15 protein-coding genes are annotated in these 19,663 nt (G+C 67.5%); 12 read left to right on the top strand and 3 right to left on the bottom strand.

The features are described 5' to 3' along the window. Window positions 1–51 precede the first annotated feature (51 nt). Both bla and VGD28_RS18170 read right to left on the bottom strand, forming a co-directional pair. Complete coding sequence (gene bla / locus VGD28_RS18175) at window positions 52–1,065, bottom strand: class A beta-lactamase (RefSeq protein ID WP_331029769.1); 1,014 nt, start codon at window positions 1,063–1,065, stop codon at window positions 52–54. A 66-nt stretch (window positions 1,066–1,131) separates the two neighbouring features. Continuing rightward, complete coding sequence (locus VGD28_RS18170; protein ID WP_331029768.1) at window positions 1,132–3,981, bottom strand: TonB-dependent receptor domain-containing protein; 2,850 nt, start codon at window positions 3,979–3,981, stop codon at window positions 1,132–1,134. 228 nt (window positions 3,982–4,209) lie between these two features. Between VGD28_RS18170 and VGD28_RS18165 the strand changes: the two genes are divergently transcribed. From VGD28_RS18165 to VGD28_RS18115, 11 genes are all read left to right on the top strand, one after another. Further along, window positions 4,210–4,881: an XRE family transcriptional regulator gene (locus VGD28_RS18165; protein WP_331029767.1), complete on the top strand. Its 672-nt coding sequence runs from the start codon at window positions 4,210–4,212 to the stop codon at window positions 4,879–4,881. A gap of 106 nt (window positions 4,882–4,987) precedes the next feature. Then, window positions 4,988–6,640: an N-acyl-D-amino-acid deacylase family protein gene (locus tag VGD28_RS18160; protein ID WP_331029766.1), complete on the top strand. Its 1,653-nt coding sequence runs from the start codon at window positions 4,988–4,990 to the stop codon at window positions 6,638–6,640. Beyond that, window positions 6,637–7,647, top strand: coding sequence for a dipeptide epimerase (locus tag VGD28_RS18155; protein WP_331029765.1), 1,011 nt, complete (start codon window positions 6,637–6,639; stop codon window positions 7,645–7,647). Before VGD28_RS18160 ends, VGD28_RS18155 begins: the two co-directional genes overlap by 4 nt. Beyond that, window positions 7,628–8,650 (top strand): DUF1611 domain-containing protein, encoded by a 1,023-nt coding sequence (locus VGD28_RS18150; RefSeq protein WP_331029764.1) that lies wholly within the window; start codon window positions 7,628–7,630, stop codon window positions 8,648–8,650. The genes VGD28_RS18155 and VGD28_RS18150 overlap by 20 nt, the downstream gene beginning before the upstream one ends. A gap of 32 nt (window positions 8,651–8,682) precedes the next feature. Continuing rightward, a complete protein-coding gene (locus VGD28_RS18145; RefSeq protein WP_331029763.1) occupies window positions 8,683–10,440 on the top strand; it encodes a D-aminoacylase in 1,758 nt (585 codons plus the stop codon). A 260-nt stretch (window positions 10,441–10,700) separates the two neighbouring features. Then, window positions 10,701–11,522 carry a glucose-1-phosphate cytidylyltransferase gene (gene rfbF, locus VGD28_RS18140; protein WP_331029762.1) on the top strand — a complete coding sequence of 274 codons (822 nt, stop codon included), beginning with the start codon at window positions 10,701–10,703 and terminating at the stop codon, window positions 11,520–11,522. Then, window positions 11,515–12,675, top strand: coding sequence for a CDP-glucose 4,6-dehydratase (gene rfbG, locus VGD28_RS18135; protein WP_331029761.1), 1,161 nt, complete (start codon window positions 11,515–11,517; stop codon window positions 12,673–12,675). The genes rfbF and rfbG overlap by 8 nt, the downstream gene beginning before the upstream one ends. Further along, entirely contained in the window at window positions 12,666–13,877 is a 1,212-nt protein-coding gene (locus VGD28_RS18130) for a DegT/DnrJ/EryC1/StrS family aminotransferase (protein ID WP_331029760.1), read from the top strand. The genes rfbG and VGD28_RS18130 overlap by 10 nt, the downstream gene beginning before the upstream one ends. A gap of 16 nt (window positions 13,878–13,893) precedes the next feature. Further along, on the top strand, window positions 13,894–15,114 hold the full coding sequence (locus VGD28_RS18125; protein ID WP_331029759.1) for a class I SAM-dependent methyltransferase: 1,221 nt from the start codon (window positions 13,894–13,896) through the stop codon (window positions 15,112–15,114). A 14-nt stretch (window positions 15,115–15,128) separates the two neighbouring features. Further along, window positions 15,129–16,070 (top strand): NAD(P)-dependent oxidoreductase, encoded by a 942-nt coding sequence (locus tag VGD28_RS18120; protein WP_331029758.1) that lies wholly within the window; start codon window positions 15,129–15,131, stop codon window positions 16,068–16,070. Further along, a complete protein-coding gene (locus tag VGD28_RS18115; RefSeq protein ID WP_331029757.1) occupies window positions 16,067–17,110 on the top strand; it encodes a glycosyltransferase family 2 protein in 1,044 nt (347 codons plus the stop codon). The genes VGD28_RS18120 and VGD28_RS18115 overlap by 4 nt, the downstream gene beginning before the upstream one ends. Here the strand turns inward: VGD28_RS18115 and VGD28_RS18110 are convergent. Next, on the bottom strand, window positions 17,038–18,648 hold the full coding sequence (locus VGD28_RS18110) for a hypothetical protein (RefSeq protein WP_331029756.1): 1,611 nt from the start codon (window positions 18,646–18,648) through the stop codon (window positions 17,038–17,040). The two genes, VGD28_RS18115 and VGD28_RS18110, sit on opposite strands and share 73 nt — an antisense overlap. Window positions 18,649–18,814: 166 nt before the next feature. On the opposite strand from VGD28_RS18110, the gene VGD28_RS18105 reads away from it, so the two are divergent. After that, on the top strand, window positions 18,815–19,660 hold the full coding sequence (locus VGD28_RS18105; protein ID WP_331029755.1) for a hypothetical protein: 846 nt from the start codon (window positions 18,815–18,817) through the stop codon (window positions 19,658–19,660). Window positions 19,661–19,663 lie beyond the last annotated feature (3 nt).

Raw genomic sequence — 19,663 nt, 5'->3', positions numbered from 1 at the left:
GCGCAGCGGCGGGCGCGGCGCAGATCAGCGCCGCCGCCATCAGGGCGCGGATCACTGGCCGCCCAGAAGGTAATAATCGTAAGCGGTGCGCGCGATCTCGGCGATCACGCGTTCCTGCGTGTCGACGCCCTTGGTATCGCCCTTCACGAACACCGCAATGGCGAACTTGCCGCCGTCGGGCAGGGTGACGATGCCGACATCGTTGGCGATGCTCATCAGCGTGCCGGTCTTGTGCGCAACCACGGTGCCGGGCGGGAGCAGGCCCTTCAAGCGCTTCTCACCGGTGATGCAGCGTTCCATGATCGCGATCAGCTCTCTGGTGCTCGATGCGCTGAGCGCCTTGCCCGACTGGATGATCGTCAGCAGCTGAAGCATCGCTTCGGGGGTCGAGGCATCGCGCGGATCGGCATTGAACGGCGCATTGGGGATTCGCTTCTGGTCCATGTCGCGCTTCGCCGGATCGGCGGCGAAGGCGCGGTCGATACTCTCGCGGAAGGTGCCCGGCCCCGGGGTGATGTCGAGCGCGCGATAGATCAGCCGCGCGGTATCGGCATCGACACGCTGGCCGCTGGTCACGCCCACCTTGCGCAGCCAGGCCGTCACTGCCGCCGGCCCGCCCGCCTGGGCGACCATCACGTCGGTCGCGGTATTGTCGCTGCGCGTCAGCATCAGCTCGAGCAGATTGTGTACCGACAATGCGACGCCGGGATGCTTCATCTGCTCGGCGATCCCCGCCGAGTTGACGATCACAGCGGGGTCGACGGTGACCATCGTGTCGAGCTTCAGCTCGCCCCGGTCGATCCGGTCGAAGATCGCACCGGCGACCGCGATCTTGAAGGTGCTCGCCATCGGGAAGGTCTGCCCGGCATTGAGCGTGAGCAACGGCCCGCCGCCGATCCGCTGCACCGCCACCCCGACGGTGCCGTCGGTCTGCTTGGCGAGCGCCGCGAAGGCGGTTTCGAGCTTTGTCTGAATGGGTGCCGCCGGCGCCTGTGTGGCCTGGGCGCCGGCGGCGGGGATCAGCGGTGGCGCGGCAAGGCACAGCAGCGAAAGGGGAGCCAGCATCCGGCCTGTCCGAAAGTTCACGCGCACACGCAGTCTCCCCTTTTCGATCTGTCTTCTTGTCGTCCGTCAGAAGCTGAAGCGCACCCCCGCGGTGAATTGCCGGCCGATCACGTCGTAGAGGTGCCGCGCAGTGGCCCAGTCATAGCCGAGGATCGGCGGATCGGTGTTGAGCAGGTTGAGGATCGAGCCATAGGCCGCGACCTTGCTCTTGCCGCCGGTGGGACGGAACAGCGTCACCTCACCCGACAGGTCGAGATAGAAGCGGCCATTGCCGTGCATCTTGTCGCTGATCGGGGTGCCGTATGGCTTGGTGACGGTGGTGTCGCGGGTGATCAGGCCGCCGCCGATCCAGCGGCCGGTCAAGTTCACGCGATAGGTGTCGGTGCTGTAGCTGGCCGAGCTGGTGACGCGCAGGTTGGGCGACCCGTTCACGCCGTCGATGAAGGTCTGCGACAGCGTGCCCGCGAGGATCGTCTTCACCCCGCCATCGCCGATCAACTCGAGCTTGTTGATGTAGTTGGCGAGCACGCGCAGATCGAGGCTGCCGTTCCACAGATCGGTCCGGTAGGAAGCCTCGAAGTCGATACCTGCGGTCATGATCGACTGGAAGTTCGCGGGAGCTAGGCGGATGCCCGAGATCAGGCCGGGAGTACCGCCGGCTGCAGGCTCGCGCGTGATGAGCGCGCAGGTCGCGGCGTCGCCATTGTTGCAGCGGGTGACGATCTGCTGCGCGCTGAGAGCGGCGATCGCGCCCTCGATCTTGATGTCGTAATAGTCGATCGAGAAGCGCAGGTCGCGGGTCGGCGACACGATCATGCCGAGCGTCAGCGTATCGGCGATCTCGGGCTTGAGGAACGGGTTGCCGCCCTGGGTGGTCGAGACCGTGTAATTCTCGTTCGCACGCGCGCTGTCGGTGATGGGATAGATCAGCGTCTGCCCCGCCGCGAACAGCTCCTGGATGTTGGGCGCGCGGATGTCGCGCGAGCGCGTGGCGCGGAAGCGCAGGAAGTCGGTCATCGCATAGTTGACGCCGATCTTCCACGTCTCGACCTGACCCGACGTCTCATAGTCGGTGATGCGGCCGGCGAGATTGAGCTCGAGATTCTTGGCATAGTCCTGATCGGCGAGGATCGGGATCAGCAGCTCGCCGAACGCCTCCTTGACCTCCTCGGCACCCGAGAAGGGGATGGTGTTGCCGACGCGGAACACCGTCGCGCCGCCCGGACGGCTGGCCGAGAGCGGATCGGCGAGGACATCGACCTCGAACTTGCGCCAGTGGACGCCGCCCGCGAAGCCGACGGGACCGGCGGGAAGCGAGAAGAGGTTGCCGCGAACGATCAGGTCCGCGGTCTGCTGCTTCATCTGCCAGTCGCGGATCGAATCGCCGGTGATATAGTCGAGCGCGGCCGTCTGCGCGCCCGGCGCAACCACGCCGAACAGGTTGAGCGGGACGCAGCCATTGCCGGGATTGGCGATGGTCGAGCGGCAGATCGGATCGACCACGCCCGGCGTCGCGGGATTGTCGACCGCATCGAGCGCGTTGCGCCAGTTGGCGGTGATCCGCGCCCCGGCGAAGTCGGTATAGTCGCGCGCCTTGCCATAGGTGTAGGAGACGTCGTAGCTCCACGACCCGCCGAGCTTGCCGCGCAGCCCGGCGATGGCCTGCCAGTTCCACGTCATCTTGTTGATATAGCCGCGCGCATAATCGTTGATCGCGCGGCCCATCACGAAGCTGGTGATGTCCGGATTGGCATCGAGGATCGTGCGGATCGAGCCCGGCAGGAAGACATTGTCACGCTGGATCGTGATCTGGTCGTTGGCGGTGATCGACGGCGCGTTCTCGATGTCCGAGCGGGCATAGCCGAAGCTGGCGTAGAGCGTCGCGGCGGTATCGAACTCGAACTCGCCCGCGCCATAGGCGGCCCAGCGCTTGTAGGGCTGTTTCAGCACGGCGTCGCAGATGCCGCAAACGCCGTCGCCGCCCTGGTGCGCGTTGGCGGTCTGGTTGGTGCCATAGTTGAACGGCCCGGTCTGGCCGTTGCCCAGGAACTGGATGCCGCGCAGCAGCGCGGTGCCGTTGGCGCCGGTCGCGCTGTTGATCAGGCCGCCATAGGAAGTGTTCGAACTGCGCGGCTGGTTGACCAGGATATAGGTCGGCGCGGTGTTGGTCGGCGTGCTCGCGGGGTTGGCGATGACGGCATAGTCGCCCCATTCGCGCGCGCCATAGTCGAGGATGCCCTTGCTCCCCGCCGCCTCGGCGCCGACGATGATGTGACCGCGGCCCTGGGCGAACTTGGTGCCCGCGGCGATCGAGGCGAGATAGCTCTTGTTGTCGCCATAGTCGCTGATGCCGTATTGCGCGTTGCCGCGCACGCCCTGAAGCTTGTGGTCGATCTTGAAATTGACCACGCCGGCAACCGCGTCCGAGCCATAGGCGGCCGACGCGCCGCCCGTCACCACCTCGGCGCCCGAGATCATCGCCTGGGGGATGTTGTTGACGTTCACCACGCCTTCCGGCGACGACGGCGTCGGGCGCTTGCCGTCGACCAGCGTCAGCGTGCGCAGATAGGTGAGGCCGCGCAGGTCGAGATAATTGCCCGCCGACAGCTTGGACAGGTTGGTCGTGGCTTCCGGCGTGACGCTGGGCTTGAGCGCGGGGAACTGGTTGAGCGCATCGGCGATGTTGGGCGCCGCGACGCGATCGAGATCGGCGATGCCGACGACGGTGACGGGCGTCGGCGTGTCAAAGCCGGTGCGCGCGATCTGCGATCCGGTGACGATCACCTCTTCGGGCTCTTCCTCGGAGGCCGCCTGCGCCAAGGCGAAGCTCGGGAGAACCAGCGGCAGGCCGAACGCCGCGCCCGCCATGATCCGGCGCTTCCAGCTGCCGCGCCGCATGCCCATCGTCTCCGCCATTGCGTGTCCCCTATTTTCGATTCGTGAAAACCGTATCCCTGTGCGGCAATGGAGCCGCTCGTTCCGCGACTCTCTGAGTTCTGGGCTGGTAGTTGTTCTCTTATCGGAGAATTTCGTCAAGACAGAAAATGACATGGCGTGCAGGTGGCCGTGAAACTTCCATTCCCGATGCAGCAGCCCCACCGGAACCGATTTCAAATCCGCAAATCTGTGCTAAATAGCTGACAAATGACACCAAGCCTTGGAACCATCGTCAAACGCCTGCGCCAGGAGCGCGGATGGAAATTGTCGGATATGAGCAATGCCGTCGGCATACCGCTGTCGACCTTGTCGAAGATCGAGAACGACAAGCTCACGCTGAGCTACGACAAGCTCCAGCAGTTCGCGCGCTCGCTCAACATCCCGCTGACGGCCCTGTTCGCCGAGCCGGCGCCGAAGCAGGGCGCGCCGGTCGTCACCGGGCGGCGCAGCCTGGCGACGCTCGACCGCGCGATCCGCATCACCACTAACAATTACGAGTACAGCTATTTCTCCGGCGAGCTGCGCAACCGCCGGATGATCCCGATCCATGCGCGCGTGACCTCGAGGACGCTCGAGGAATTCGGAGAGCTGGTGCGGCACAGCGGCGAGGAATTCGCCTATGTCATCAAGGGCGCGGCCGTGCTCCACACCGAATTCTACGAGCCGGTGACGCTGCATGAAGGCGAGGGTGTCTATATCGACAGCACCATGGGCCATGCCTATCTGGTGGCGCCTGGCCATGACGAAGCGGTCATGCTGGTGGTATGCGCATCGGGCGACGAGCATCTTCAGGACGAGCTGATCGCGGAAGCCGCCGCGCGGAAGGGCGAGGATCCCTCGGCGGACGGCAGCGCGCCGCGCTGGTCACGGCCGAGCTGAGCCGCGAGTTTCTCAAAGTAGAATACTTTCCAAAATGAAAATCAGCGGCTAGCAATGCTTTCGTGGCGATTCGGGCTGACGCGAATCGCGAACAGGGGAGTGGCGCATGAAGCTGCACATTTTCGCCGCGGCGGCCGCGGCAGCCATCGCGGTCGCGCCGGTGCACGGGCAGGAACCGGCACCCGAATATGACATCGTGATCCGCGGCGGGCGCGTCCTCGACGGCGCCGGCAATCCCTGGGTCTCCGCCGACGTGGCGATCAAGGACGGCCGCATCGCTCGGATCGGCAAGGTCGCCGGCAAGGGCAGGCAGGAGGTCGATGCGCGCGGCCGCTATGTCTCGCCGGGCTGGATCGACATGATGGACCAGTCGGGCCGCGTGCTGCGCACCAACGGCATCGCCGAGAACAAGCTGCGCACCGGCGTCACCACGCTGATCGCGGGCGAAGGCGGCACTCCCGTTCCCGCCGATCAGGTCACGGCCTATTTCAAGGAGCTGGAGACCAAGGGGATCGCGGTCAATTTCGGCACCTATTATTCGCCGACGCAGGCGCGGCGCGAGGTGATGGGCGATGCCGCGGGCGCGCCGACCCCCGAGCAGATGACGCAGATCAAGGCCAAGGTGCGCACCGCGATGAATGCGGGCACGCTGGGCCTCGCCACCGCGCTGATCTACCCGCCCGGCAGCTTCCAGACCACGGACGAGCTGGTCGAGATCGTCAAGACCGCAGCCCCGTGTAACGCGGTCTATGCGACGCATATGCGCGACGAGAGCGAAGGGCTGCTCGACGGCATCAAGGAAGCGATCGCGATCGGCGAGCGCGCCGGGGTGAAGGTCGAGATCTTTCACCTCAAGGCGGCCTGGGCGCCCAAATTCGGCCAGCTGATGCCGCAGGCGGTGAAGCTGATCGCCGATGCGCGCGCCCGCGGCGTCGATGTCGCGGCGGACATGTATCTCTATCCCTTTGCCGGCACGGGTCTTGAGATCATCGCGCCCAACTGGGTGTATGAGAAGGGCTTTGCCGAGGCGGTGAAGCTGCTCAATGACCCGGCGCAGCGCGCGAAGATGAAGCGCGACATCGCCGCCGGTCCGCAGCCGGGCTGGACCAACATGGTCGTCTCGGCCGGCGGTTGGGACAAGATCGTACTGGGCAACGCGCACAATCCGCGCTGGGACAAATACCGGTTCAAGTCGCTCGCCGAGATCGCCAAGGCCGAGGGCAATGCCGATCCCGCCGACATCGCGTGGGACATCATGTTGGCCGCGCTGCCCAAGCGTGCGGTCGCGCTCTATTTCATGATGGACGAGCGCGACATCGAGCTGGCGCTCAAGCAGCCCTGGGTCTCGATCGGCAGCGATGCCGGCGCGGCCGAGGTGTTCGGCCAGATCGATGGCCTCGGCCTGCCCCACCCGCGCGCCTATGGCAACGCCGCGCGCGCCATCGCCGAATATGTGAAGCGCCGCCCGGTGCTGACGCTGGAGGATGCGGTGCGCAAGATGACCTCCTGGCCCGCGCACCGCATGGGCCTCACCGATCGCGGCGTGCTGCGCGAGGGGCTGCGGGCGGACGTCACGGTCTTCGACTATGACAAGCTCGACGACCGGGCGGCATTCGACCAGCCCACCGTTTCGCCGGTCGGAATCGACGATGTGATCGTCAACGGCCAGCTGGTGCTGGCCGGCGGCAAGGTGACCGGCGCCAGGCCGGGTTCGGTTCTGAAGGGTGCCTGCGCGGCGCCGGGAGCGCAACTCAAGTGACCAGATTGAAACTGACGACGAGGCTGGAGGAATGGGCGACGCACAGCCCGTTCCGTATCACCGGCAAGGTATGGACGAGCGTGCCGCTCCTGATCGTCGAACTTTCCGACGGCGAGCACATCGGCCGCGGCGAGGGTGCGGGCGTCTATTATTGCGACGATACCCCGGCAAAGATGATCCATGAGGTCGAGGCGGTGCGCGACGCGATCGAGGCGGGGATCACCCGCGCCGAGCTCGCCCAACTGCTGCCCCCGGGCGGCGCGCGCAACGCGGTCGATTGCGCGCTGTGGGAGCTGGAGGCGCGGCAGCAGGGCACGACGGTGATGGCGCTGGCGGGGATCAGCGATCCGCGCCCGCTGGTCACCGTGTGCACCGTCGGCGCCGACACGCCTGAGGCGATGGCGCAGCAGGCGCTCGCTTACGGCCCGGTTCCTGCGCTCAAGCTCAAGCTGACCGAAGACCCGTCCAATGCCGATCGGGTGCGCGCGGTGCGCGCGGCCTGCCCCAAGGCATGGATCGGGGTGGATGCCAACCAGGGCCTCAACCGCGCGACGACCGAGGCGCTGCTTCCCGTGCTCCTGGAGGCTGACGTGGCGCTGCTCGAACAGCCGGTGCCGGTGGGCCTCGACGCGACGCTAGACGGTCTCAAGTCGCGCATCCCGCTCGCCGCGGACGAGAGCGCGCAGAGCCTTGCCGATCTGCCCTCGCTGATCGGCCGCTATCAGATGGTCAACATCAAGCTCGACAAGTGCGGCGGGCTGACCGAGGCGCTGGAGATCGCGAAGCAGGCATCGGTGCTGGGCCTCAAGGTCATGGTCGGCAACATGCTCGGCACCTCCTGGTCGATGGCACCGGCCTATGTCGTCGGGCAATATTGCGACGTCGTCGATCTCGACGGCCCGCTGCTGCTCGGCCGGGACCGTGACGTCGCCGCGCACTATCGCCACGGCCACGTCGAGATTTCACCCCTGGTGTGGGGAGGCAAGGATGCAGCCGCCTTCGCTTGAACTGCCTGCCCCGTATCTGTTGTTCCTCGGCGACCTCCCCGAGCCAGGCTATGCCAAGACGGGTCTTGGCCTCGCCGAATGGGCGCGCGACCGCTGTGTCGGCGAGCTTGCCTTTGCCGGGACGGTGGTGAGCGCCGGCCTGCCGCGGATGACCGCCGCAGACGCCGTCGCCGCTGGCGCGCGTTCGGTGGTGATCGGGGTCGCCAATCCCGGCGGCGCGATCGCCGACAGCTGGGTCGCGCCGCTGGTCGAAGCGATGGGCGCCGGGCTCGATCTGGTGAGCGGGATGCATGGCCGCCTCGCCGATCATCCCGCCATGGCTGCGGCAGCCGAGCGCTATGGCGTGAAGCTGCACGATGTGCGCGTCCCGCCCGCGGGCATTCCGGTCGGCACCGGCGACAAGCGCAGCGGCAAGCGGCTGCTGACCGTCGGCACCGATTGCGCGCTCGGCAAGAAGTACACCGCGTTGGCGCTGGCCCGCGCCTTTGCCGCGCGCGGCGTGCCGAGCGATTTCCGCGCGACAGGGCAGACCGGCATCCTGATCGCCGGCGGCGGCATCCCGATCGACGCTGTCGTCTCCGATTTCGTGTCGGGCGCGGCCGAGCTGCTCAGTCCCGCGGCGGCGGCAGATCATTGGGACCTGATCGAGGGACAGGGGTCGCTGTTCCACCCGAGTTACGCCGCGGTCACGCTGGGCTTGGTTCATGGCAGCCAGCCCGATGTGATCGTGCTGTGCCACATGCCGGGGCGCACGGCGATCCTCGGGCGGCCCAGCTACCCGCTGCCCGCGCTCGATGTGGCGATCGACGCCTATCTGGGCGCGGCACGGCTGACCAACCCGGACGTGCGCTGCGCCGGAATCAGCCTCAACACCGCGGCGATGGATGCAGCCGCCGCCGCGGACGAGATCGCGCGCGTGGCGGATCGTTACGGCCTGCCCGCCGCCGACCCGATCCGCGGCGGCGCGGCTTTTGAGGCTCTGGTGGAGGCATGCCTGCGCTGACAGGATGAACTGACGACAATCGGGGAGTGACGATGATGCGGAAACGGTTCGGACTGGCACTTGTATCGCTTGCCGCGCTGGCCGGCGCTCCGGTCACCGCCACCCCCGTGCCGGCGCCGGCGGCAAGCGCACCCCGCCAGTCGGCGCCGGCCTATGACGTCATGCTGCGCGGCGGCACCATCTATGACGGCAGCGGCAAGCCCGGCGTGAAAGGCGACGTGGCGATCCGCGGCGAGCGCATCGTCTATGTCGGCCCCAGGGCGCCCGGCAAGGCTAGAACGGTGATCGATGCCAGCGGCATGGCGATCGCGCCGGGCTTCATCAACATGCTGAGCTGGGGGATCGAATCGCTGATCGCCGACGGCCGGGGCCTGAGCGAGCTCAAGCAGGGCGTGACGCTGCAGGTGTTCGGCGAGGGCGAGAGCATGGGGCCGCTCACCCCGGCGATGAAAGCGGACATGGTCCGCCGCCAGAGCGACCTGCGCTTCAACGTCGAATGGACCAGCCTCGGCGAGTATCTCGACTGGCTGGCGAAGCGCGGCGTATCGCAGAATGTCGCCTCTTACGTGGGCGCGGCGACGGTGCGCACCAACGTGCTGGGCGAGGGTGATGTCGATCCCGACGCAGGCCAGCTCGCGCGGATGCGCGCACTGGTCGCGGCGGAGATGCGGCAGGGCGCGCTCGGGGTCGGATCGTCGCTGATCTACGCCCCCGCCAGCTATGCCGAGACGCCCGAGCTGATCGCGCTGGTCGAGGAGGCCGCGCGCTGCGACGGCGGCTATATCAGCCACATGCGCTCCGAGGGCGACCGGCTGCTCGAGGCGATCGACGAGCTGATCGCAATCGCCCGCGCCACCGGCGCGCGCGCCGAGATCTATCACTTCAAGCAAGCCGGGCGCGACAACTGGCACAAGATCGACGCGGCGATCGCGCGCGTCGAGGCGGCGCGGCGCGAGGGGCTGAAGGTCACCGCCGACATGTACCCCTATGACATCGCGGGCACGGGGCTCGACGCGGCGATGCCGACCTGGGTCCAGTCGGGCGGGCTGGAGGCATGGATCGAGCAGCTGCGCAAGCCTGAGATCCGCGCGCGCGTCATCGCCGAGATGAAGGCGCCCGGCGTAGGCTGGGAGAATATGTACCGTGCCGCGGGCGGCGCCGGGGGGATGATCGCTGTCGGCTTCAAGAACGAGAAGCTGAAGCCGCTGTCGGGCAAGACGATCGCGCAGATCGCGGCGATGCGCGGCACCACGCCCGAGGACACGATCCTCGATCTGGTGATCGAGGACGGCAGCCGCGTCGGCACGCTCTATCGGCTGATGGACGAGAAGAACGTCGCGCGCGCCACGTCGCTGCCGTGGATGAGCTTCGGCTCCGATGCGGGTGCGCAGGCGCCCGAAGGCGCGTTCCTCAAATCCCGCCCGCACCCGCGCGCCTATGGCACCTTCGCCCGCGTGCTCGGAAAGTACAGCCGCGACGAGAAGCGGCTCTCGCTCGCCGAGGCGGTGCGGCGGATGAGCGCGCTGCCCGCCGCCAACCTCGCGCTGCGCGAGCGCGGCTCGCTCAAGCCCGGCTATTATGCCGATGTCGTCGTGTTCGATCCGAAGACGGTCGCCGATCGCGCGACGGTCGAGAACCCCTGGGCGCTCGCCACCGGAGTGCGCGACGTGTTCGTCAACGGCACCGCGGCGCTGCGCGGCGGCGAGCCGACGCAGGCGCGGCCCGGGCAGGTGCTGCGCGGACCGGGCTGGACCGGCTGGCCCGGCGGCGGAGCGTGCAAGCCCAGATAGCCGCCCGGCCCGAACCGCGCCGCGCCCGACCCTTGGATGGCGGTGGTTGCGCTGGCGGAGCGCATATGAAGCGCCGCGAGAATGGCCCGGCTTGCCATGCGCGCCAACGGGACGCGGCCCGCGCGGCACCTTTGGCATAGGCGCGGCTACTACGATTGGGTGGTGGGTAATCCCGATGCCCGAATCGCTTCCCGCCGCAGCTTCCCTACTCTGCGCAAACCAGTCCGGCATGCCCGGTCTGGCACGGGAGGAGCGGTGCGATGCAGGTCGTATTGTTGGCGGGCGGGCTGGGCTCGCGCCTGTCGGAAGAAACCGTCCGCGTGCCCAAGCCGATGGTGGAAGTCGGCGGCAAGCCGATCATCCTGCATGTCATGGACATCTATGCGCAGCATGGCGTCACCGATTTCGTCGTCGCGTGCGGCTACAAGATGATGCTGCTGAAGCAGTTCTTCCACGACCTCCACTTCATGAGCAACGACTTCACGGTCGCGATCGGAAACGGCCATATCGCGCTGCGGCAATGCCGCTCGCTCGACTGGAACGTGTCGGTGGTCGACACCGGCGAGCACACCATGACCGGCGGGCGTCTGCGCCGGCTGCGCGACTGGCTCGAGGGCGGCACCTTCATGGTCACCTATTCCGACGGCGTGGGCGACATCGACATCTCAGCGCTGCTGGCGTTCCACCGCGCGCACGGCAAGCTCGCGACGGTGACCGCGGTGCAGCCGCCGGCGCGGTTCGGCAATCTCGAGCTCGAAGGGTCACGCGTCGCCGAATTCACCGAGAAGGTGCGCAAGCACGAGACCTGGATCAACGGCGGGTTCTTCGTGTTCGAGCCGGGGGTCCTCGATTATCTGAGCGGGGACGAGGAGCCGCTCGAGCAGGCGCCGCTGAGCCGTCTTGCGCAGGACGGAGAGCTGTTCGCCTACAAGCATACCGGGTTCTGGCACCCGATGGACACCGTCCGCGATCGGGACCACCTCAATCAACTCTGTGTAGCCGGTTCGCCGCCATGGGCCACCAGCCCCCCCGCTCCATGGCAGCTCGCCGTACCGTCGGCGGGAGCGCATGCCCATGCGTGACCCGCGGTTCGACGAAAGCCGGCTGAGCCACGCGCTGGCTGGCCGCCGGATCCTCTTGACCGGTCATACCGGATTCAAGGGCGGCTGGCTGGCACTGTGGCTACGGCGGCTGGGCGCCGACACGACCGCGGTCGCCTTGCTCCCGCACGGCCGCGAACCCAGCTTCTTCGATGCCGCCGGCGTTGCGGACCTGGTAGATCACCGGGTGTGCGACATTCGCGACGAGGCGGCCTTTCAGCGAACGATCGAGGATTGCGACCCGCACCTCATCATCCACATGGCGGCGCAGGCGCTGGTCCGCCCATCCTATGCCGCGCCTGTCGAGACGCTGCAGACCAATGTCGTCGGCACCGCGATCGTGCTGGAAGCGGCACGGCGGTTCCCGTCGCTCAGGGGCGTGATCGTCGTGACCAGCGACAAATGCTACGAGAATCGCGGCTGGCCCTGGGGCTATCGCGAGGCCGACCGGCTCGGGGGAAGCGATCCCTACAGCATGTCGAAGGGTTGCGCCGAGCTGGTGGTCGAGGCGTATCGCCGCTCCTTCTTCCGCGAGCCGGACAGCCCGGTCCTCACCACGGTGCGCGCCGGAAATGTCTTTGGCGGTGGCGACTGGGCCGCCGACCGGCTGGTGCCCGACATCGTCCGCGCGATCGCGGCGGGCAAGCCCGTGCAGATCCGCAACCCGCTGAGCGTGCGGCCGTGGCAGCATGTGCTTGAGCCGCTTGCGGGCTACCTGATGCTTGCCGCCGGGCTCGCTGAGGGCGACCGCAGCCTCGAGGGCGCATGGAATTTCGGGCCGAATCCCGAGGCGACGGTCGATGTCGCGACGCTCGCCGCGCTGCTGGCAAGCGGCTGGGGCCGCAAAAGCCCGGAATTCCTGTTCGGCGATGCGGCCGATGCGCCGCCCGAGGCGCGCGTCCTTCATCTCGACAGCGCCAAGGCGCGATCGGTGCTGGGCTGGCAGCCGCGCCTCACGCTCGAGGACGCGGTCGAGATGACCGTCGAATGGTATGCGGCGGCGCTCGACGGCAATCGCGAGCTGCGGACGCTCAGCGAGCGCCAGATCGACCGCTATGTGCGCGGCGCCCGCCCCCTGCAACCCATCGGATCGTCGTTCGATCCGGTATTCGGAGTGGCTGCCGCATGCGCGTGAACTATGGCCAGAGCGTCCATGGCGAGGAGGAGATCGCCGCCGTCGTCAACGTGCTGCGCACCTCCACGCAAATGGGCGCGCACGTCCGCGCGATGGAGGCGCGCGTCGCCGCGTTGTTCGCGAAGCGGCACGGGATCATGGTGAATTCGGGATCGTCGGCGAACTATCTCGCGGTCGAGCTGCTTCGCCTTCCCGTCGGCAGCGAGGTGATCACGCCCGCGCTGACCTTCGCCACCACCGTCGCGCCGATCGTCCGCAACGGGCTGGTGCCGGCGTTCGTCGATGTTCGCGAGGGAACCTACAATATCGACGAGGACCTGATCGAATCGATGATCACCCCGCGCACCCGCGCGATGATGATCCCGTCGCTGATCGGCAACCTTCCCGATTGGGACCGGCTCCGCGAGATTGCCGACTGGCACAATCTGGTGCTGGTCGAGGACAGCGCGGACACGCTGGGCGCGACGCTGCGCGGCGAGAGCACGGGCGCGCGATCCGACATCAGCACGACCAGCTTCTACGGCTCGCACGTGGTCAACGCCGCCGGCAATGGCGGCATGCTGTGCGTGAACGACGAAGCGCTGGCCCGGCGCGCGCTGCTGATGCGGTCGTGGGGCCGGTCGTCGTCGCTGTTCGTCGAGTCCGAAGCGATCGAGCGCCGGTTCGACGTCACGCTGGGCGACATCCCCTATGACGCGAAGTTCCTGTTCGAGGAGCTGGGCTATAATCTGGAGCCGTCGGAGATGGGCGCGGCCTTCGGGCTGGTCCAGCTCGACAAGCTGGCGCGCAACATCGATCTGCGCACGCGAAACTTCGCGCGGCACTGCGAATTCTTCGGCGGCTATCCGGACTGGTTCATCCTCCCGCACCAGCTGCCCCGGACGCGCACGGGCTGGCTCGCCTTCCCGCTCACGATCCGGCCCGAAGCGCCGTTCGACCGGCGCGAGCTCCAGATCTGGCTCGAGCACGCCGATATCCAGACGCGCGTGGTCTTCACCGGCAACATCCTGCGCCAGCCGGCGATGGCGAACCTGAAAGTCAGCGCCGACCCGCAAGGCTATCCGGTGGCCGACACGGTCACACGCGGCGGCATCCTGATCGCCTGCCACCACGGCCTCAATGACGACCAGATCGATCATATCCACGCAACCTTCCGCCGCTTCGCCGAGCGCTACGCATCGCCCACGTCGCGCGTGGCATGAATTGAAAGGACCTGAAATGGAACGACTGCAGCACTGCCGCGCGTGCCTCGCACCGGTGCCTTATCTGTTCCTGCCGATGGGCCAGCATCCGCCGGCCAACATGTTCGTCCGGCCCGAGGAGTATGACGCGGATCAGCCGACCTTCTCGCTGAACACCGAGGTGTGCCTGAATTGCGGCCTGATTGAGATCGCCGACCAGATCCCGCCCGACTTCTTCCGCCATTATCTGTACGTCCCCTCCGGCGCGGCGACGATGCACGCACATTTCGGCGCACTCGCCGATGTGCTCGGCGAGGTGGCCGCGGGCGGGCTGATCGTCGATATCGGCTGCAACGACGGGCTGCTGCTCGCCGCATGCAACGCGCGTGGCGAGAAGACGCTGGGGATCGACCCCGCCGCCAACCTGGCCGAGACCGCGGCGGAACGCGGCGTCGAGGTGCATGTCGCCTATTTCGACCCTGACACCGCGGATGCGGTGCGCAAGGCCCATGGACGCGCAAAGGTGATCGTGACCACCAACACCTTCAACCATATCGGCGACCTGCACGATTTCATGGAAGGCGTCACGCGCCTGCTCGCCGACGATGGCGCCTTCGTGGTCGAGGTGCCCTGGGCCAAGGAGCTGCTCGACCGCAACGAGTTCGACACCGTCTATCAGGAGCATGTCTCCGAATTCAGCCTGTTGTCGATGAAGAAGCTCGGCGCGTTCTTCGATCTCGACGTGGTCGACGTCCATCGCCTGCCCGTTCACGGCGGCTCGATGCGCGTGTTCTTCCGCAGGAGCGGCACGGCCGAGCCCACAGCCGAGGTCCAGGCGATGCTCGACGAGGAGCTTGCTGGCGGCATGCTTGATCTGGAGACCTATGAGCGGTTCGCGGAACGGGTAGAGGCCGTGCGGGTGCGCCTGCTCGCGATGCTCGACGAGCTGAAGGCGCAGGGCAAGAAGATCGCCGGCTATGGCGCGCCGGCCAAGGGCAACACACTGCTCAACTATTTCGGGATCGGCCCCGACAGGCTCGACTTCCTGGTCGACCGTAACCCGCTGAAGCACGGCCTCTATTCGCCCGGCATGAAGATCTCGGTCAAACCGGTCGACGCGATCGCCCACGAGAAGCCCGATGTCCTGATGGTGCTCGCCTGGAACTTCTTCGACGAGATCCGCGAGCAGCAGTCCGACTTCGTGGCGCGGGGCGGCCGCTTCCTGGTGCCGCTGCCCGAACCCGTGCTCGTCAGCTGAAGCGAGGCCGGCCGATGCCCGAGCGCGTGCTGATCACTGGCGGGGCCGGCTTCATCGGTTCCCATCTCGCCGCAAGCCATCTCGATAGCGGCGACGAAGTGCACCTGCTCGTGCGCCCGGAAGGCGCCGCCCGTGCCGAGCGCATTCCTTCCGGCGCGATCGTGCACAGAGTGGATCTGGGGGATCTGCCGCAGGTATGCGCGTGTCTTGCCGAGGCCAGCCCTACGATCCTCTATCATCTGGCGAGCGGCACCGGCCGCGACCCGGGCATTCCCGATCCCGCCGAATGGCCGGCGATGACGTGCGATCTGGACCATCTCCTGATCCTGCTGGCCGCCGCCGCCGACAGTCCGGGCCTGCGGGTCATGGTCCGCGCCGGCTCGCTCGCGGAATATGGGAATCAGCCGACGCCTTCGCCCGAGACCCGCCGCGAGCAGCCACGCACCGTCTACACTGCGGCGATGGTCGCCGGCGCGCATTATTGCGCGATGCTGCAGCCGCGGCTCGCCTTTCCGGTACTGACGGCCCGCTTCGCGCTCACCTATGGCCCAGGCCAATCGGAGGATTACCTGCTGCCGGCCCTGCTGCGCCGGTGCCTGGCGGACGACATGACGACCATCCGTCAACCGGACAACCGCCGCGACATGGTGTTCATCGACGACATCGTCGCGGGCCTTCGGGCGATGGCGAGATCCGACCTTCCGGGGGGGACGATCATCAACCTGTCGAGCGGGCAGGCCAGGAAGATCCGCGAGATCGTGGGGCTCGTGCTCCACGTGACCGGCACGCCGGGCGATCACGTCACGATGGAAGCCGGCGAACCGCAGAACGCGCGCGTCGATACGGTCTGCGGCGTGCCCGATCTCGCGGCGCTCAATCTCGACTGGCGCGCCCGCACCTCGCTGGAGGATGGCATCGCCAGAACCGCCCGCTCGCTCGCGGAGGCGATCGCATGACCACGCTGGTCTCGGTGATCGTGCCGGCCTTCAACGAAGAGGCCACGGTCGAGCGCGCCTATCGCAGCATCGCCGCGGTTTTCGAGGGCCTGCCGGGCTACGCGCCCGAGTTGATCTTCATGGACAATCACTCGACCGACGCGACCTTCCCGATCCTGCGAGCGATCGCCGCCTCGGACCCGCGCGTGCGCGTGGTGCGTCTCTCACGCAACAATGGCTATCAGCGCTCACTGCTGGTCGGCTACCAGCGCGCACGCGGCGCCTGCGCCGTCCAGATCGACTGCGACCTTCAGGATCCCCCCGAACTGATCCCCGAGATGCTCGCGCACTGGCGCCAGGGTCATCAGGTCGTCTACGGCATCCGCCGCTCGCTGCCCGACGGGCCGGTCACGGCCCGGCTCCGCAAGGTCTTCTACGCGGGAATGCGGGCGCTGAGCGATGACGACCTGCCACGCGACGCGGGGGAGTTCCGCCTGGTCGATGCCTGCATCCTGGCCGAGCTGCGCAAGGTCAACGACACCAGCCCTTATCTGCGCGGGCTGATCAGCGCGATGGGGTTCTCGCAGGTAGGACTGCCCTATGATCGCGACGCGCGCATCGCGGGGCGAAGCAAGTTCCCGCTCAGCAAGATGCTCGGCCTCGCGCTCGACGCGGTGCTCAACCATTCGCTGGTTCCATTGCGGATCGCCTCGATCACCGGGCTGGTGGTGGGCGCCGGCACCTTTCTTCTGACCCTGGCGTATCTCGCCGGGCGGCTGATCTTCGGCCAGGACTGGCCCGCAGGCTTCGCGACGACGACCATGCTACTCCTGCTGGGGATCACGCTCAACGCGCTGTTCCTCGGCATCATCGGCGAGTATCTCGGCCGCATCTTCCGGCAGGTCAAGGCGCGCCCGACGCCGATCGTCGAGACCGAGATTTGCCATGCCGGAGCGCGCCCGCCCCGTCCGGCGGGCAAGGCGGGCGATCAGCGCGCCAAATACAGCCGGACCCGCTCCGCATCCTCGGCCTTCTTCAGCGAAAGCGGCACCACCCGATAGCCGCGCGCCCTGGCGAACGCGTCCAGTGCCGCGTCGGTATCGCCCTCCATCCCGGTCAGGATCGCGGCGGGAGGGCGGGCACTCAGCAGCGCAGGCATGCCATTGGGCGTGACGAAATTGGCATAGTGGCGCCGTTCGTCCTCCGGCACCCAGGGCGCGGCGCGCACCATGAATTGCCCGAGCGCGAAGTGCGGATAGATCGGCAAATGCCCCTCCAGCGCGTGGATCGGCGAAAGCGTCGCCACCGGGCCGCCGCTCGCTCGCTCGTGGACCAGCGCCGCGATCGCGCGCCCGTCGCGCGCCACCTGCGCGCCCGTCCATCCGCCGGGCTTGGCGAGTCCGGCGAGTGAGGGCAGCAGCAACGGCGTCCCCGTGACCACCGTCAGCGCCAGCACGGCTGCCATCACCGGCCGGGCGAACTCCCGGCCCGCCGCGTCGAGGGATCCGAACAACAGGCAGGCCAAAATGATGGCGAAGGGCAGCGGCGGGGTGAAATATTGCGGGAAGGCGGGACTTGGCACGAAGGAGATGGCCGCGCCGATCGCAGCAAGGCCGCCGACGAGCAGCAGCGGCCAGCGCAGGACGAATGTCCGCCGCCGCATGAATGCGATCGCGACAAGGGTCAGCAGCAGAACGAGCGTGAGCATCGACACGCCCGACAGCCACAGGCGGTGCGCCAGCAGCAGCTTGTCGCCCATGCCGATCACCTTCGGATCGGCAGGATCGGGATTCGCCGCCCAATAGGCGAGCTGCGGCCCGCGATGCGCACTGAAGACATGGGCGATGAATCCCTGCGGATCGCCGAGCGCGTACAGGAGCGAGGGCAGACCACCGACGATCCCGCCCCCCAGCAGTGGCAGCGCAATACGCAGCAGGCGGGTACGCAACGGCAATGCCGGCGGCACCAGCAGCGCGGCAGCCGCGAACGGGATCAACAGCAGCAGATAATTGGCCTTGAAGCCCGCCGCCACCGCGAGAAGGACGCCGCTCGTGAAGGCAAGCGCCGGCGAAGGCCGGCTCCGGTCCGTCGCGCGGAGAAACAGGTAGAGGCCGAACAGCATGAAGGGCACCGGGAAGAAATTGTTGGTCGCGGTCATCCCCGTCGCGTTGAGAAACATCGGATTGAGCGCGAGCAACGCGATCATCAGCCCGCCGATCAGCGTGCCGCGCGCATGGCGGCGCGCGATCAGCAGCAGCGCGGCGAAGGTCGCGATCCACGCAGCGAATGCCAGCAGGCGGCCGATGAGCAGGTAGTGCGCGTCCCCGAGCAACGCGAACGCCCCCGCAAAAAGCAGCGCGATGTTGGGAAGGTGGCTGAAACCGAGTCCCGAATAGAGCGGGTAGCGATCGAACAGGACCCCGGCGGAAATGTAGAATTGCTCGTCATGCTGCATCGGATAGGTCATGATGCGCGCGAACAGCGCGATCGCGCACAGGGCGCAGGCAATGATCGCAGCGATGCGCCAGGATCGTCTCACCGCATCGGACCGTGGCGCTTCACGCGTGCCGGATGCTTCCCCGAGATCGGTCTTGAGCATCGTCCTTCCCCGCCTGGTGTGACACCATGGATAGCGCGATGCAGCCGCAAAGGCCGGTGGGCAGGAGGAGTACCCCGAGCGTTCCGCCCAACGCCGCCGCATCCGGTGCTAAACCGGAGCACGCCCGGCAGGATCGGCCGGGTGCCATGCGGGAGCAAAAGCCGATATGCACTGCGCCAGCGCATTCTTCTCCGCCGCGCCGGAAGATATCACCGCCCGCGACGAGGCCCGCTTCTTCGGGCGCCTCAAGACCGCGAACGATACCTTCAAACGCACCGAGCCGTGCCGGCTGGTGGAGATCGATGCCGCGCTGATCGCCACGCTGGCGCGGCATGGCGGCCGGATCGACGCGGCGCTCGACCTCGGCATTTCCTCCGGCATCACCACGCTCGAACTGATGCAGGCGCTGCGTGCCGCGGGCCATCCGGCACGGGTGACGGGCACCGACCGGTCGATGCGCGCGCGGCTCGTCGCGCTTCCGTTCGGATGCCGCGCGCTTGTCGAGCGCGGCGGCCATGTGCTGCAATATGAAGTGCTGACGCGCGCGATACGGCCGTGGGAGCGGCGGCTCGACCGCTGGACCGGGATGGCTGCGTTGCGTGCCTTGGTCGAATGGCAGCTGCGCAAGCCCGCGATCGCGCGCGCCGCGTCCGGCGAAGGGCAGGAAGTAGCTCTGCTTACCCCGCGCCTGCGGCGGTCCGACGCCTTCCGATGGCAGGAGGACGACATCACGCGCCACAACCCCGCCTTCACCGCGCGGTTCGACCTGGTACGCGCAGCCAACCTCCTCAACCGGCACTATTTCGAGCCGAAGGCGCTGCGCGACGCGGTCGCCAACACGATCACCTATCTTTCCGGACCCGGCGCATGGCTGCTCGTCCTGCGCACGCATGGGGCGTCCGAGCATCGCGGCACGCTGTTCCGGATGGGCACGGACGGTCGGCTGTCGGTCATCGATCGCTATGGCCCGGGATCCGAGGTCGAGGACCTCTTTCTCGAGCTGGCCGGCTGATCG

Origin of the sequence: Sphingomonas sp. (assembly GCF_036402235.1) — a bacterium.
Classification (GTDB): Bacteria; Pseudomonadota; Alphaproteobacteria; order Sphingomonadales; family Sphingomonadaceae; genus Sphingomonas.
This window is presented reverse-complemented; position numbering and strand designations above follow the sequence as displayed.

Excerpts from the sequence above, each read along its gene's own strand:
- VGD28_RS18130 (WP_331029760.1), top strand. The coding sequence starts at position 12,666 with ATGCGCGTGAACTATGGCCAGAGCGTCCATGGCGAGGAGGAGATCGCC.
- VGD28_RS18145 (WP_331029763.1), top strand. The coding sequence starts at position 8,683 with ATGATGCGGAAACGGTTCGGACTGGCACTTGTATCGCTTGCCGCGCTG.
- VGD28_RS18165 (WP_331029767.1), top strand. The coding sequence starts at position 4,210 with ATGACACCAAGCCTTGGAACCATCGTCAAACGCCTGCGCCAGGAGCGC.
- VGD28_RS18115 (WP_331029757.1), top strand. The coding sequence starts at position 16,067 with ATGACCACGCTGGTCTCGGTGATCGTGCCGGCCTTCAACGAAGAGGCC.
- VGD28_RS18105 (WP_331029755.1), top strand. The coding sequence starts at position 18,815 with ATGCACTGCGCCAGCGCATTCTTCTCCGCCGCGCCGGAAGATATCACC.
- VGD28_RS18150 (WP_331029764.1), top strand. The coding sequence starts at position 7,628 with ATGCAGCCGCCTTCGCTTGAACTGCCTGCCCCGTATCTGTTGTTCCTC.
- VGD28_RS18170 (WP_331029768.1), bottom strand. The coding sequence starts at position 3,981 with ATGGCGGAGACGATGGGCATGCGGCGCGGCAGCTGGAAGCGCCGGATC.
- VGD28_RS18160 (WP_331029766.1), top strand. The coding sequence starts at position 4,988 with ATGAAGCTGCACATTTTCGCCGCGGCGGCCGCGGCAGCCATCGCGGTC.
- rfbG (WP_331029761.1), top strand. The coding sequence starts at position 11,515 with ATGCGTGACCCGCGGTTCGACGAAAGCCGGCTGAGCCACGCGCTGGCT.
- VGD28_RS18120 (WP_331029758.1), top strand. The coding sequence starts at position 15,129 with ATGCCCGAGCGCGTGCTGATCACTGGCGGGGCCGGCTTCATCGGTTCC.
- VGD28_RS18125 (WP_331029759.1), top strand. The coding sequence starts at position 13,894 with ATGGAACGACTGCAGCACTGCCGCGCGTGCCTCGCACCGGTGCCTTAT.
- VGD28_RS18110 (WP_331029756.1), bottom strand. The coding sequence starts at position 18,648 with ATGCTCAAGACCGATCTCGGGGAAGCATCCGGCACGCGTGAAGCGCCA.
- rfbF (WP_331029762.1), top strand. The coding sequence starts at position 10,701 with ATGCAGGTCGTATTGTTGGCGGGCGGGCTGGGCTCGCGCCTGTCGGAA.
- bla (WP_331029769.1), bottom strand. The coding sequence starts at position 1,065 with ATGCTGGCTCCCCTTTCGCTGCTGTGCCTTGCCGCGCCACCGCTGATC.